Raw genomic sequence first — 14,094 nt, 5'->3', positions numbered from 1 at the left:
AGCCTATATTTTTTGTTTTTTATAATTTGTGATGAACACACCAAGGATAATCAGAACCGTTGCAATGATGATATCAAACGTCACAATTTCATCAAGAATCAACCAACCTAAAAACAGTGCAATAACAGTATTGAAATAAGAAAGGACAGACACCTCAGTAGCCGTAACCTTTTTTAAAGCATAATGATAACAGAAATAACCAACCACAGATCCAAAAATTGCCAGATAGCCAACAGCCATTAAACTCTTAATACTCCAGGATGCCACCTGGGTATCTCCAGAGAAAACAAAAGCAAGTCCAAGTTGTATGATTGCAGAGAAGACAAACTGATAGAACAGATCAAGAAAAATATTATCGGTTTTAAGGGTGTATTTTTTAGTATAGATTGTTCCTGAAGCCCAGCCTGTAATTGCAAAGCACAAAAACATAATCCCTGTTTTATAATTAGGATCTAACAGATCACCCAGGCCAGCTCTAAAAATAAAAGCGACCCCAAAGAAACCTATTATCACTCCCAGGAATCCTTTTAAAGTAGGTTTCTGTAAACCGACCAATACACTCCCTAAAAACACAATCAAAGGGTTCAGTGCATTTATCAATGACGTTAAGCCGCTAGGTATGGTCTCTTCCGCTACGGTTGTCATACCATTCGCAACCACTATCATTAAAACGGACACCAATAATTGCCTTCTTAAATAAGGCCAGTTTTTCCATTTAAATTCATTTTTGCTTAATAATATTACAAGCAAAATTAAGGATGCCATTCCTTGTCTGATCGCAGCTACAAACCACGCAGGAATGGTTTCAACAGCCACACGGATTCCCAGATAAGTTGTTCCCCAAACTACGGCAACACCTATTAAAGCAAATATTAATTTAAAATCTGTTTTGGCGGTCATATCAATTTCGCAGACAGTAATATCTGCTCCATCTCTGTTTGTACTTTTAAAGCCTCTTCCCTTGCTTTCTCAGCAAAATCCTCACCTTTACTTGCGTAAATAATAGCTCTTGCAGAGTTTACCAGCAAGCCGCATTCTTTATTTAAGCCATAGTTACAAACGTCAGCAAGACTACCACCCTGCGCACCAATGCCAGGCACCAATAAGAAATTATCAGGAGCCAATCTTCTTATATTTTCAAACTCCGAACCTCGCGTGGCACCTACAACATACATCAATTGATCACTGTTAGCCCACTGCGATGAAATTCTGATTACTTCTTCGTACAATTTACCTTCAGGCGTTTCGTGCAGTTGAAAATCACTATGCCCGGCATTCGAAGTTAAAGCCAATAAGATTACCCACTTATCTTTATGCTCCAGAAACGGACCTACAGAATCCTTACCCATATAAGGAGCAACAGTTATAGAATCAAAGCTCATATCAGACTTAGCTTCATTGAAAAAAGCATCTGCATACATGGCCGAAGTGTTTCCGATATCCCCTCTTTTTGCATCAGCAATTGTAAAAATATCTTTAGGAATATATTGCCAGGTTTTAATTAAAGTTTCCCAACCTTTTAATCCCATCGACTCATAAAATGCAGTGTTAGGTTTATAAGCAACGCACAGGTCTTTAGTAGCATCAATTATTTGCTTATTAAATTCTAATACAGGGTTTTCATATTTTAATAAGTGCTTTGGAACATTTTCCAGAACCGGATCAAGGCCAACACATAAAAAAGATTTCTTACTTTTGATTTGTTCAAATAACTGCTTCTTATTCATCAGAGGGTAAATTTTGAGTGCAAAGATGCCAAATTTAACAGTGATTTAACGTGTATTTAAAAACTTTTGAATGAATTTATTTTAAACAATTTCAAGTTTTTCTTGGAGATTAGTTTACAAATACATACAATTGCAACATAATTCTCTAAAAGTTTATCTGCTCATTCCAGAAAATCCAATAAAATTTTGTCTTCCACTATCTTTTATAGCCGTTTTTTCTGCTTTGTTCAAGTGATAAATGCTTTTTTTAAAAATTTCTCTACACCCATATAATGTTTAATAAAACAGAATTAAATGAAAAACTCACAGCCGAATTGCGTGAGATTGCAAAAACTCAGGGCATACTAAATGCTGATGAGTTACGTAAGGCTGAATTGGTTGAAATTATTGCACAAATAACGGAACAAGAAACTGGCGCTCCTGTTGCAGAGGTGACTGAGATAGCTGAGGTAACAGCACCAGCTAAAGTCAGTAAAACTAAAACCGTAAAAGATACTGGCTCTACTGAAAAACCAACTCGTAAAAGAATCCGAATCCCTGCAAAGGAAGAAGAAGGCCCAACAACGAAACCTTTCAACAGGGCTTCATTGTTTGATCCACTTCCAGGTTCAGAACAAAGATATGCAGAAGAAGCAGCTCAAGAAGTAACTGTACCGGATGCTGAGCCTCAGCCTGAAACTTCTGAAACACCATCAGAGGCTCCAGCAGAAATTGCTCCAGCTGCTCCAGTAGTTGCTCCGGCACAAAACGTTCCTTCAGCCGAAAATAAAAAGATTCACAAGCCTCAAAGAGACGACAACAGACCTAAAGGTCCTAATACTGGTGGTCATCAAAAACAAAATGAGAATAGCTATTCAAACCTTGATTTTGATAACACGATTACCAACGAAGGTGTTCTTGAAATCATGCCTGATGGCTATGGTTTCCTTAGATCTGCTGACTACAATTACCTGTCGTCTCCTGATGATATTTATGTATCTCAGTCACAAATCAAATTATTTGGTTTAAAAACAGGTGATACTGTAAAAGGAAGTATCCGTCCTCCAAAAGAAGGCGAAAAATATTTCCCTTTAGTAAGAGTAGAAACTATCAACGGCCGTCTACCAGCTGATGTTAGGGATCGTGTTCCATTTGACTACCTTACCCCTTTATTCCCTACTGAAAGGTTAAATCTTTTCACTGAAACCAACAACTACTCAACCAGGATTATTGATCTATTTACTCCAATAGGTAAAGGACAACGCGGTTTAATTGTTGCACAACCTAAAACCGGTAAAACAAACTTACTGAAAGAGGTAGCTAATGCAATTGCTAAAAACCACCCTGAAGTTTATTTGATCATTCTATTGATTGATGAGCGTCCGGAAGAGGTAACTGATATGGCTAGAAGTGTAAGAGCTGAAGTTATTGCTTCAACTTTTGATGAGCCTGCAGAACGTCATGTTAAAATTGCTAACATCGTTTTAGAGAAAGCAAAACGCCTTGTAGAATGTGGTCATGATGTAGTAATCTTACTAGACTCTATCACCAGATTAGCAAGAGCTTACAATACTACTGCTCCTGCATCAGGTAAAATCCTTTCGGGTGGTGTTGATGCTAATGCATTACACAAACCTAAACGTTTCTTTGGTGCTGCACGTAACATAGAAAAAGGTGGATCATTAACCATCCTTGCTACTGCCTTAACTGATACCGGTTCTAAAATGGATGAGGTTATCTTCGAAGAATTTAAAGGTACAGGTAACATGGAGCTACAATTAGATCGTAAATTATCTAACAAACGTATCTTCCCTGCTATCGACATTACTGCTTCAAGCACACGTAGAGACGATCTGTTACATGACAGAGATACATTGCAACGTGTTTGGATCTTACGTAACCACCTTGCAGATATGAATGCTCAGGAAGCTATGGAATTTGTACAAGCACAAATAAAAGGTACAAAATCTAATGAAGAGTTTTTAATCTCGATGAATAGCTAATAAATGATAAAAAAGCATATCCCTAATGCAATCACCTGTGCAAACCTGTTTTCAGGTTGTATCGGAATAGTTTATGCTTTTAACGGAGCTCTGGAAACAGCAGCATATTTTGTGCTGCTGTCCGGAATCTTTGATTTCTTTGATGGCTTTGCTGCCAGATTACTAAACGTAAAATCTAACATCGGAAAAGATCTGGATTCTTTGGCTGATATGGTAAGCTTTGGTTTCCTTCCGGGAGTAGTAATGTATCAATTGCTTTCTCAAAGTGACTATACATCACCTTACCTGCCTTATCTGGCATTTATTATCACAGTATTTTCTGCATTAAGGTTAGCCAAATTTAATAACGACACCAGACAAACAGAGGACTTCATCGGTTTAAACACCCCAATGAACACCTTGTTTATCGTATCCTTACCGTTTATTCAAAAAGACTATCCTTCAGTAATCAATTCTACCGTACTTCTTATTGGATTAACTGCCTTATTAAGCTGGTTGTTAATAAGTGAGATAAAAATATTCTCTCTTAAGTTCAGCTCAAAAAGTTGGGCCCACAACAAAATAAAGTACATATTTCTGATTATATCAGCGCTATTAATACCCTTTCTAAAATTCGCAGCAGTTCCCTTTATCCTGATATTGTATATCGGATTATCAATTTTACATTTTCGGAAAATTCCTACGGCTTAAAGTCTTTTTTCAAGACTTGCTTTTGCAAGATCTAACTGCTTGTATAGAACCTGCACAAACTCAGCAACTTCAGTACATGCCTTTGGTAAGTCATCTACATTTATCAGTTCACGAGCATTATGTTCTATCATTTGCATATGCAATTTTGCATCTTCCCTTCCTACGTATGAGAATGTAGGTTTCATTTTATGCGCACATGTTGATACCAATGGCCAATTCTTATCGGCAACAGCGCTTTCAAGTTCAGAAAGATATACTGGTGTTTGAACTTTAAAAAGATCAATCATTTCTATGATAAATTCTGCATTATCATCCGACATCTCTCTTAAATAAGAAAGATCTAAAGGTTCATCATTTTTATTTACGTTAATCATTGCAACAAAAATAAAATTAAATTCTAGATACGGATAAATTATCCTGTAACCTTTCTAATACCTCACGAACAGTTATTTTTAAAACCGGATGCACATAATCGGCCGCTATTTCAGCCAATGGTTCTAAAACAAACTTCCTATACTGCATCTGCGGATGAGGTATTTGCAGTTCGGCTCCCATATCAACTACAATATCATCATAAAAAATGACATCTATATCAATTAAACGAGATCCCCATTTTTCATGCCTCACTCTTCCAAGCTCTAATTCTATTGTTAAAGCTTTATTTAGCACTTCAATTGGTGTAAGTTTAGTATTCACGCCTAACGCTATATTTAAAAAAGAAGGCTGATCTTCCTTACCCCATGCAGCCGTTTCATAAACCGATGATTTTTCAGTTACCGCTCCTATTTCATTATTAATTAGCGCAATCGCCTCATCAATTAACTGTTCCCTATCTCCCAGGTTGCTTCCAAGTAACAAATAAACTTTTTTATTATCAAATACCATATAAAAGCCTCAGGCTATTTTTTTAGTTATATTTACAAAATAAATATTAAACCACCACATGAGAGAATTTTTCAAGTATGTTTTTGCAACCATCGTAGGAGTCGTGATTTCACTTGTCCTTTTTACCCTGTTGTTTGTCGTAATTATTGTAGGTGTTGTCTCATCTCTCGACAGTGATAAAACTGTCAGTGTAAGCAGCAATTCTGTTCTTTATCTAAATATGGATCAAGCAATTACGGAACGAACTGCAGATGATACTTTTTCAAATTTACCAATAGTAGGTGGTGATGGCGAAAAAAGTATAGGATTTAATGACATCCTGAAATCGCTTAAAAAAGCAAAAACGGATGATGATATTAAATGTATTTATTTGAATGTAACTTCTCCAAATGCAGGCTTTGCAACATTACGTGAGGTTAGAAATGCTTTAATTGACTTCAAAACCAGCAAAAAGAAAATCATTGCATATAGTGAGGTCTATACACAAGGTGCTTATTATCTTGCCTCTGTGGCCGACAAAGTCTATCTGAATCCTGAAGGTACTCTTGAATTTAAAGGCTTAAGCTCACAGATCATGTTCTTTAAAGGTGCATTAGAAAAACTGGGTGTCGAAGCTCAAATAATTAGAGTGGGTTCTTATAAAAGTGCAATTGAACCATTCATTTTGGATAAAATGAGTGATAAAAACCGTGAGCAGGTTACCGCTTATTTAAATGGAATGTACAATACCTTTCTTGAAGGAATAGCGGAAAGCAGACACATCAGTACGCCAACGTTGCATCAAATTGCGGATGACTATAAAATCCAGCAACCAAAAGACGCAATCACTTATAAGCTGATTGATGGTCTTAAATATAAAGATGAAATTCTTGATGAACTTAAATCACTAAGTGGTAAAGACAAAAAAAGCAATATCAGCAGTATAACTATTAACGATTATGCAAAAAATCTAAAAGCAGATCAAAGTGGGAGTAGCTCAAATAAAGTTGCCGTAATTTATGCTGATGGAGATATTGTTGGTGGAGAAGGTTCTAATGTACAGATTGGATCTGAACGCCTTTCAAGAACAATCAGAAAGGCCAGACTAGATTCAAGCATCAAAGCAATAGTATTAAGAGTAAACTCACCTGGTGGTAGTGCCCTTGCGTCAGATGTAATCTGGAGAGAAATTATTCTTACTAAAAAAGTTAAACCTGTAATCGCTTCATTTGGTGACGTGGCAGCCTCAGGAGGTTATTATATTGCATGTGCAGCCGATTCAATTTTTGTACAGCCAAACACCATCACAGGTTCAATCGGTGTATTTGGCGTTATCCCTAACTTCCAAAAATTATTAAATTCTAAATTAGGAATCACATTTGATGGTGTTAAAACCGGAAAATACGCTGATATTATGAGCACAAACCGTCCTTTAACTGACGGCGAAAGATTGATTATCCAAACGGATGTAAACAGAGTTTATGATACTTTTATTACTCATGTATCTGAAGGACGTAAAAAATCTAAGGCTTATATTGATAGTATCGGAGGTGGTCGCGTTTGGATAGGTACTGATGCAGTGAAAATAGGATTAGCAGATAGAACCGGAAGCTTTAATGATGCAATTACTTCGGCAGCCAAAAAAGCAAAAGTTACAGATTACAAAGTAGTAGAGTATCCAGAAATGATAAGTCCATTCAAATCATTCATGGAAAACAGCGCTGATAAAGTAAAAACTTATTATGCTAAGCAAGAACTTGGTGATAACTATCCAATTTATCAGCAGATAAAATCTGCTATTTCAAAATCAGGTGTACAAACTCGTATGCCATTTGAAATTACAGTAAAGTAAGTAAAAACGTCGATCGTCATCCTGAATTTATTTCAGGACCCCGCACTAGCAAGTTTTTTTTTCTCTTGAGGGGTCCTGAAATAAATTCAGGATAACGATCGACTTATATTCAAAATCCCGAATTACTGTATTTTATCCCAACCAGGGTGTATCGTTAAATAAGTACTATTTACAGAAACATTTTTAGGATGCACAGTAATAGCTGTTGTAAAAAAGTGATCTCCCTTGTTTCTAACATCAAATGCTATCCCCTCATTCTCTGCATCATAAACAACCAAAGAATCCTTTTTTGCCGTATTCAAATAAACAGCAGCTTTTTTAACATCAGGAAAAACTGCCTTTATCTCATCGAGAGATACTCCAATCCTCAAACCCTTATCTGTTCGATAATTCGTAGCACTCACTACTATCTGTTTCACATCCTTAGTAGACATGCTATTATTCTTATAAGAAGAATAAACAGACAACTCCCCTTTTTTTGTATCCGTTGAATCTCTTAAATACCATATCCCCCAAGATTTTCCCATTGCTGCATCGCCATCACTGGGATTACCTAGAATCTTAAAAACCTCTGACATGTCCTGTCCCAGAAACACCTTATCAATCGACTTTCCCGGAACAATCATCAGATCACCGGAATATTCTGGAAACGCACCGGCAGGAAGACGAGCCTCCGTTTCCTCCTCAACTGTCTTTTTTTTCGGTTCATTGCAGCCCATTACCAGGGCCAGCAACAAAACACTTAAAATATTGAATTGTCTCATAGCAACATAAAGATAAAAAAACCATACCAATAATAGTTTCATCAAAAAATCGGGCGTTTTTACTTAATTTAGCAACGATGAGGGCTTTACTTTTGGAAACCCTTATTACTGTTAAAGCAAAAAATAGCTCAATGGAAAACAAGACCATCGCTCGTACCCTGCGTCTTCTATCTCAACTGATGGAACTGCATAATGAGAACCCGTTTAAAATAAAATCAGTGGCTAATGCCGCTTTTAAAGTAGATAAACTACCATATGCCATAAAGGATAAAACACTAGAAGAAATTGCCCAGATAGATGGTCTTGGTAAAAGTATCTCGGCAAAAGTATGGGAGTTACTACAAACAGGCACCATGGCTGAGCTCCAAGCTATCCTTGCCGAAACACCAGAAGGCATAGTAGAAATGCTTGGCATTAAAGGTATTGGTCCTAAAAAAATTGTCGTTATCTGGAAAGATCTGGGTATTGAGAATATTGGTGAGCTATACTACGCCTGCAACGAAAACCGACTTATTGAAGCTAAAGGCTTCGGTTTAAAAACACAAGAAGAAATCAAAAAGGTTATTGAGTTTCAAATGGCAGCGCATGGCAAATTCCTATATGCGCAAACCGAAGGATTTGTTAACAAACTATTTGAAGATCTTGCTGTTTGGCTTAGAACTACCAGTGGAGAGCCACTTTTAGGCGTTGCCGGAGCATACCGTCGTTGCCTCGAAATTATCGAAGAAATAGAACTCGTAATAGGTGCCGAAAACACTGACGAAATCCTTTCAAGAATATCAGATTTTAAACCTTTACAGTTTGAACTGCAAGGCGATGATGTACTTACAGCTCAAAGCCCATCAGGCCTCAAAATAAAGCTTTACGTAGTAGCCAAACAAGATTTCTACCTCAACTGGTTTAAATTAACAGGTAATGAAAAACATGTTACCGAAGTCTTAGCCTTAGCCGGAAACGGACCTTTTGAAGATGAGCAAGCTATCTATCAAAAGGCAGGATTGGCCTACGTAGAACCTGAACTTAGAGAAGGCTTAAATGAATTAGAATTAGCAAAAGCAAATAAACTACCTGAGCTAATTACCTATAAAGATTTAAAAGGAAGTTTGCACAACCACTCTACATGGAGTGATGGTGTTCACACCCTTGAACAGATGGCGCTTTATTGCAAAGACAATCTTCAACTGGAATATCTGGGAATTTGCGATCACTCAAAATCTGCATTTTATGCAAATGGCTTGAACGAGCAACGTGTTTATGCACAACATCAGGAAATTGACGCATTAAATGCTAAGCTTGCCCCATTTAAAATATTTAAAGGAATAGAAAGCGATATCTTAAATGATGGTTCATTAGATTATAGTGATGATATCCTTAAAACTTTTGACTTCGTAGTAGCATCCGTACACAGCAACTTGCGCATGGATGAAGAAAAAGCTACTGCAAGATTAGTTAAAGCTATAGAAAACCCTTACACTACAATTTTAGGGCACCCTACCGGCCGACTATTACTTAGCAGAAAAGGTTACCCGATAGATTATGCTAAAGTAATTGATGCCTGTGCAGCAAATAATGTGGTTATAGAAATCAATGCAAACCCATTACGCTTAGATTTAGACTGGCGCTGGCATCGCTATGCTCTTGAAAAAGGAGTACTCCTATCCATTAATCCGGATGCGCACAGAACAGAAGGTTTCCACGACATGAAGTACGGTGTACTTATTGGCAGAAAAGGAGGCCTCGAAGCGAAGCAGTGCTTAAATGCGCTATCAGCACAAGATATCTCCCAATACTTCAACAATAAAAAATAGTATTCCTTACCTTTGTATCATGATTAGTAAGCTTTGTAATAAAATATTTCAGGACGCCATTAACGATTATCACGTTTATAACAATATAGATCAACCTATAAACAATCCTTATCGCATAAGTACCTTAGAGCATTTATTATACATGAAATGCTGGATAGATACGGTTCAATGGCATATGGAAGATGTAATCCGTAATCCGGAGATTGATCCTGTAGAGGCTTTACAGTGGAAAAGACGTATAGATGCTTCTAATCAGGAGCGTACTGATGTTGTTGAATATATTGACAGTTATTTCTTAGAAGAATATAAAGACATACAGGCAAAACCTGATGCTAAAATCAATTCTGAGAGCCCTGCCTGGGTGGTAGACAGGTTATCTATTCTTGCCCTAAAAATCTATCATATGACAGAAGAAACCTTGCGTTCAGATGCGTCTGAAGAACACAAAGCGAACTGTGGTGTTAAACTTAACATTTTGTTAAACCAAAGAACCGATCTTTCTACTAGCTTAGACGAACTGATTACAGATATAGAAAACGGCACAAAATACATGAAGGTTTACAAGCAAATGAAAATGTATAACGATCCGAGTTTAAACCCGGTACTTTACAACCCTAAATAATTAATGGCGGGAACACCTAAAATATTAGTGATCCGTTTCTCCGCCATGGGGGATGTTGCAATGACCGCTCCTATTTTAAAAGAGTTTACTCAAAACTACCCTGAAGCAGAACTACTTGTAGTTAGTCGTAGTTTATTTAAGCCTTTCTTTTCGGGAATTAAAAACCTAAGCTTTCATGCTTTCGACCCTAAGCAAAACCATAAAGGATTTGCAGGATTACTAAAGCTTTTTAAAGAACTTAAAGCGCATAAAATTACGGCAGTAGCCGATTTACATAGTAACCTCAGGAGTAAAGTGCTCACTTCACTTTTCTCCCTTATCGGGATAAAAACAGTCTCTGTAGATAAGGGTAGAAAAGAGAAAAAGGAGCTTACGCGCAAAACCAACAAGATTTTATCCCCTCTTGAACTTACCGTACAGCGTTATGCTGATGTATTTAAGAAACTAGGTTTTCCCTTTGCCATAAAAAATACCCTGCACCAAATCCCAGCAGAAACACCCAATAAAGAAACCCTTGCAATAATTTCGGAAGCATTAAAATCCGCTCCTTCAATTGCCAGTAAAACACAAAAATGGATTGGGGTAAGCCCCTTTGCACAGCATCTGCAAAAGGTTTATCCTTTACATAAAATGGAGGCTGTAGTGTTAAGTCTTGCCACTTCAGGTCATCACCTTTTTATCTTTGGAGGTTCTGCAGAAGAACAGGAAATTGCCGAAGGCTGGGCTGCTAAACATGAAAACATTACTTCAGTAGTAAGAAAAATAAAGCTCGATGAGGAGCTAAAACTCATCTCCAATTTAGATGTAATGCTAAGCATGGACTCGTCCGGTATGCACCTGGCATCTCTAATGAATATACCCGTGGTTTCCGTATGGGGAGCTACGCATCCTTACGCAGGTTTTTTAGGTTATGGCCAATCCATAAACGACGCCGTACAACTAGATTTGTATTGCCGACCATGTTCTGTTTATGGCAATGTTTCATGCTACAGAGGCGATTTTGCCTGCATGAACAATTTAGCCGAATCAATTGTTGTTGATAAAGTATTATATAAACTTAATAATCAAAAGGGGATTTAACGATGAGCAAACAGCTATTACTAGTAAGACACGGCAAATCAGATTGGGGAAATTCACATCTTTCAGATTTCGACAGGCCTTTAAATCCAAGGGGACACAGAAATGCACCAGAAATGGCTTCAAGGATACTTCAAAAAGACCTTGTTCCGCAATTATTGGTAAGCAGTCCTGCTTTGAGAGCTATTACTACCGCGAGGCATTTCTCTCAGGTATGGCACAAATCTCTTGAGCAGATTAAGGAAGAAACTTCTATTTATGAAGCGGATGTAACCTCCCTTTTAAAGGTGGTTAATAAGCTTAATAATAAATACAACAGAGTGGCCATATTTGGGCACAACCCGGGATTTACAGATTTTGCAAACTATTTAAGTGATGCAAGTATCTATAATATCCCCACCTGTGGAATTGCAATTATTGAATTCCCTACAGATGATTGGGCTGAAGTAAGTCACTTTGGCGGAACGATAATTGAATTTGATTCCCCAAAAAGTGCTGATGAGGACTAAAAATGAAGGTGCTTAACTGTAAGCCCGTTATTAATTAGTTGCATAAGCGAATCTACCCCTATTCTTAAGTGAGTTTCCACATAATTGGTGGTTACACTACTATCACTTTCGGCAGTTTTTACTCCTTCAGGAATCATTGGCTGATCAGAAACCAGTAGCAAAGCTCCGGTAGGTATTTTATTGGCAAAGCCTGTGGTAAAGATAGTTGCCGTTTCCATATCAACTGCCATTGCGCGCAAGCCTTTCAGGTACTTTTTAAAGTCCTTGTCGTGCTCCCAAACCCTGCGGTTGGTTGTGTAGCATGTTCCAGTCCAATAATCTCTTGAGTGATCTCTTATGGTTGTTGATATTGCTTTCTGCAAAGCAAATGCCGGTAGTGCCGGTACTTCTGCTGGTAAGTAATCGTTAGATGTCCCCTCGCCTCTTATAGCAGCAATAGGCAAAATCAAATCACCCAGTTGGTTCTTCTTTTTTAAACCTCCGCATTTACCTAAAAACAAAACTGCCTTTGGTGAAATGGCCGTTAGCAAATCCATCATTGTGGCAGCCATCGGGCTTCCCATACCAAAGTTAATAATGGTAATGCCATTTGCCGTTACACTTTGCATTGGTTTGTCTAAACCTAAAATAGGTGCATTCCCGTTCCACTCAGAGAACATTTGCACATATTTACTAAAGTTAGTAAGCAAAATATACTGACCAAACTCTTCTAACGGTCTTCCGGTATACCTTGGCAACCAGTTCTTAACAATCTCCGCTTTAGACTTTAAGCCTTTCTTTACGGCAGTTTCTACTTCTTTGTTTTTCTTAGCCTTAGCTACTGTTTTTTCATCTTTTTTTACGTCTTTTTCTTCGTTCATATATTTATCCTTTCTTTATTATTCTTTTTTTAAACTGCTATTGCTCAAATAACAAGTTAAAAAAAAATCCCCGGTAAAACCGGGGATTTAAATTTCTAAGCAGCTTTTAACTTTTTAAAGTCGGCTTTCTCAAATTTCTCCACGGCGTAGTCGAGCGTAATGCTCAATTCCTGGACACTATCGTCAGACGGCACGTCAAACATTGCATCAAGCATAATCGCTTCGCAGATAGAGCGTAAACCCCTAGCCCCAAGCTTATATTCCATAGCCTTGTCAACAATAAAATCTAAAACCTCATCTTCAAACACAAGCTTCACATTCTCGTATTCAAACAATTTCACGTACTGGCGCAATAATGAATTCTTAGGCTCAGTAAGGATGTTACGCAAAGCTTGTTTGTCTAACGGATTAAGGTGTGTTAAAACCGGCACACGACCAATAAGTTCAGGTATTAAACCAAACGATTTTAAATCCTGAGGAGTAATATACTTGTACAGGTTTTTAAGATCCAACTCTTCTTCGTCCTTTTTAACCTTATAACCAACAGCCTGCGTACGCAATCTGTTTGCTATTTTACGTTCGATACCATCAAATGCACCACCACAAATAAACAGGATGTTGTTTGTGTTTACGGGTATCATTTTCTGATCCGGGTGCTTACGACCACCCTGAGGTGGAACATTTACTACAGTACCCTCCAATATCTTTAATAGAGCCTGTTGAACACCTTCTCCTGATACATCTCTGGTGATTGAAGGATTATCACTTTTACGTGCAACCTTATCAACCTCATCAATATAAACGATACCACGTTCTGCCGAAGCCACATCATAATCAGCAGCCTGCAATAAGCGTGTCAATATACTTTCAACATCCTCTCCTACATAACCCGCTTCGGTAAGCACCGTTGCATCACATATACAGAAAGGTACATGCAATATCTTTGCAATGGTTTTAGCCAGTAAAGTTTTACCTGTACCAGTTTCACCTACCAACATGATGTTAGATTTTTCAATCTCAATCTCGTCGGCTTTATCAACCTTCTGACTCAACCTTTTATAGTGGTTATACACTGCCACAGAAAGCACTTTTTTAGCATCATCCTGACCAATAACATACTGATCAATATGCGCTTTAATTTCCTGTGGTTTTAATAAGGTAATCGAAGGATCTAAAGCTTTACCCTTTTTGCTACCTAACTCCTGAACCAGAAGCTGATTAGCCTGCGCGACACATTTATCACAAATGAATGCATCAAGCCCTTCAATAAGCATTAAAGTATCCTGCTTACCTGAGCCACAAAAAGAGCAACGCGATTCTTTATTTTGTTTAGCCATTT

General features: G+C 37.6%; 14 protein-coding genes. 7 read left to right on the top strand and 7 right to left on the bottom strand.

Features of this window, described 5'->3' with window-relative positions; genetic code table 11:
- Positions 1 to 3: 3 nt before the first annotated feature.
- Complete coding sequence (locus tag HQN83_RS19205; protein ID WP_173092409.1) at positions 4 to 900, bottom strand: DMT family transporter; 897 nt, start codon at positions 898 to 900, stop codon at positions 4 to 6.
- Positions 897 to 1,727: an orotidine-5'-phosphate decarboxylase gene (gene pyrF, locus HQN83_RS19200; RefSeq protein WP_173092407.1), complete on the bottom strand. Its 831-nt coding sequence runs from the start codon at positions 1,725 to 1,727 to the stop codon at positions 897 to 899. Before pyrF ends, HQN83_RS19205 begins: the two co-directional genes overlap by 4 nt.
- Positions 1,728 to 1,999: 272 nt before the next feature.
- On the opposite strand from pyrF, the gene rho reads away from it, so the two are divergent.
- Together rho and pssA are read left to right on the top strand one after the other, a co-directional pair.
- Positions 2,000 to 3,709 carry a transcription termination factor Rho gene (rho, locus tag HQN83_RS19195; protein WP_173092405.1) on the top strand — a complete coding sequence of 570 codons (1,710 nt, stop codon included), beginning with the start codon at positions 2,000 to 2,002 and terminating at the stop codon, positions 3,707 to 3,709.
- Positions 3,710 to 3,712: 3 nt separating this feature from the next.
- A complete protein-coding gene (pssA, locus tag HQN83_RS19190; RefSeq protein WP_173092403.1) occupies positions 3,713 to 4,399 on the top strand; it encodes a CDP-diacylglycerol--serine O-phosphatidyltransferase in 687 nt (228 codons plus the stop codon).
- Here pssA and HQN83_RS19185 read toward each other — a convergent pair.
- The gene (locus HQN83_RS19185; protein ID WP_173092401.1) at positions 4,396 to 4,773 is read right to left on the bottom strand and encodes an Hpt domain-containing protein; all 378 of its coding nucleotides are present in this window, start codon (positions 4,771 to 4,773) and stop codon (positions 4,396 to 4,398) included. The genes pssA and HQN83_RS19185 overlap by 4 nt on opposite strands.
- A gap of 16 nt (positions 4,774 to 4,789) precedes the next feature.
- Positions 4,790 to 5,284: a 2-amino-4-hydroxy-6-hydroxymethyldihydropteridine diphosphokinase gene (gene folK, locus HQN83_RS19180; protein ID WP_173092399.1), complete on the bottom strand. Its 495-nt coding sequence runs from the start codon at positions 5,282 to 5,284 to the stop codon at positions 4,790 to 4,792.
- Between the two features lie 58 nt (positions 5,285 to 5,342).
- Here folK and sppA point away from each other — a divergent pair, with 58 nt between their 5' ends.
- Entirely contained in the window at positions 5,343 to 7,115 is a 1,773-nt protein-coding gene (gene sppA, locus HQN83_RS19175; protein WP_173092397.1) for a signal peptide peptidase SppA, read from the top strand.
- Between the two features lie 122 nt (positions 7,116 to 7,237).
- Here the strand turns inward: sppA and HQN83_RS19170 are convergent, their stop codons facing one another.
- A complete protein-coding gene (locus tag HQN83_RS19170; RefSeq protein ID WP_173092395.1) occupies positions 7,238 to 7,879 on the bottom strand; it encodes a hypothetical protein in 642 nt (213 codons plus the stop codon).
- Between the two features lie 131 nt (positions 7,880 to 8,010).
- Here HQN83_RS19170 and HQN83_RS19165 point away from each other — a divergent pair, with 131 nt between their 5' ends.
- Genes HQN83_RS19165 through HQN83_RS19150 form a run of 4 tightly spaced genes read left to right on the top strand, consistent with a single transcriptional unit; the run spans position 8,011 to position 11,895 of the window.
- Positions 8,011 to 9,687, top strand: coding sequence for a DNA polymerase/3'-5' exonuclease PolX (locus tag HQN83_RS19165; protein ID WP_173092393.1), 1,677 nt, complete (start codon positions 8,011 to 8,013; stop codon positions 9,685 to 9,687).
- Positions 9,688 to 9,706: 19 nt separating this feature from the next.
- Positions 9,707 to 10,309, top strand: coding sequence for a DUF4254 domain-containing protein (locus HQN83_RS19160; RefSeq protein WP_173092391.1), 603 nt, complete (start codon positions 9,707 to 9,709; stop codon positions 10,307 to 10,309).
- A 3-nt stretch (positions 10,310 to 10,312) separates the two neighbouring features.
- On the top strand, positions 10,313 to 11,389 hold the full coding sequence (locus HQN83_RS19155; protein ID WP_173092389.1) for a glycosyltransferase family 9 protein: 1,077 nt from the start codon (positions 10,313 to 10,315) through the stop codon (positions 11,387 to 11,389).
- 2 nt (positions 11,390 to 11,391) lie between these two features.
- Entirely contained in the window at positions 11,392 to 11,895 is a 504-nt protein-coding gene (locus tag HQN83_RS19150; protein ID WP_173092387.1) for a SixA phosphatase family protein, read from the top strand.
- On the opposite strand, the gene HQN83_RS19145 is transcribed toward HQN83_RS19150, so the two are convergent.
- Together HQN83_RS19145 and clpX are read right to left on the bottom strand one after the other, a co-directional pair.
- Positions 11,892 to 12,755 carry an AMP nucleosidase gene (locus HQN83_RS19145; RefSeq protein WP_173092385.1) on the bottom strand — a complete coding sequence of 288 codons (864 nt, stop codon included), beginning with the start codon at positions 12,753 to 12,755 and terminating at the stop codon, positions 11,892 to 11,894. The genes HQN83_RS19150 and HQN83_RS19145 overlap by 4 nt on opposite strands.
- A gap of 95 nt (positions 12,756 to 12,850) precedes the next feature.
- A complete protein-coding gene (gene clpX, locus HQN83_RS19140; RefSeq protein ID WP_173092383.1) occupies positions 12,851 to 14,092 on the bottom strand; it encodes an ATP-dependent Clp protease ATP-binding subunit ClpX in 1,242 nt (413 codons plus the stop codon).
- Between the last annotated feature and the right edge of the window lie 2 nt (positions 14,093 to 14,094).

Source organism: Pedobacter foliorum (genome assembly GCF_013266735.1).
GTDB lineage: Bacteria > Bacteroidota > Bacteroidia > Sphingobacteriales > Sphingobacteriaceae > Pedobacter > Pedobacter foliorum.
This window is presented reverse-complemented; position numbering and strand designations above follow the sequence as displayed.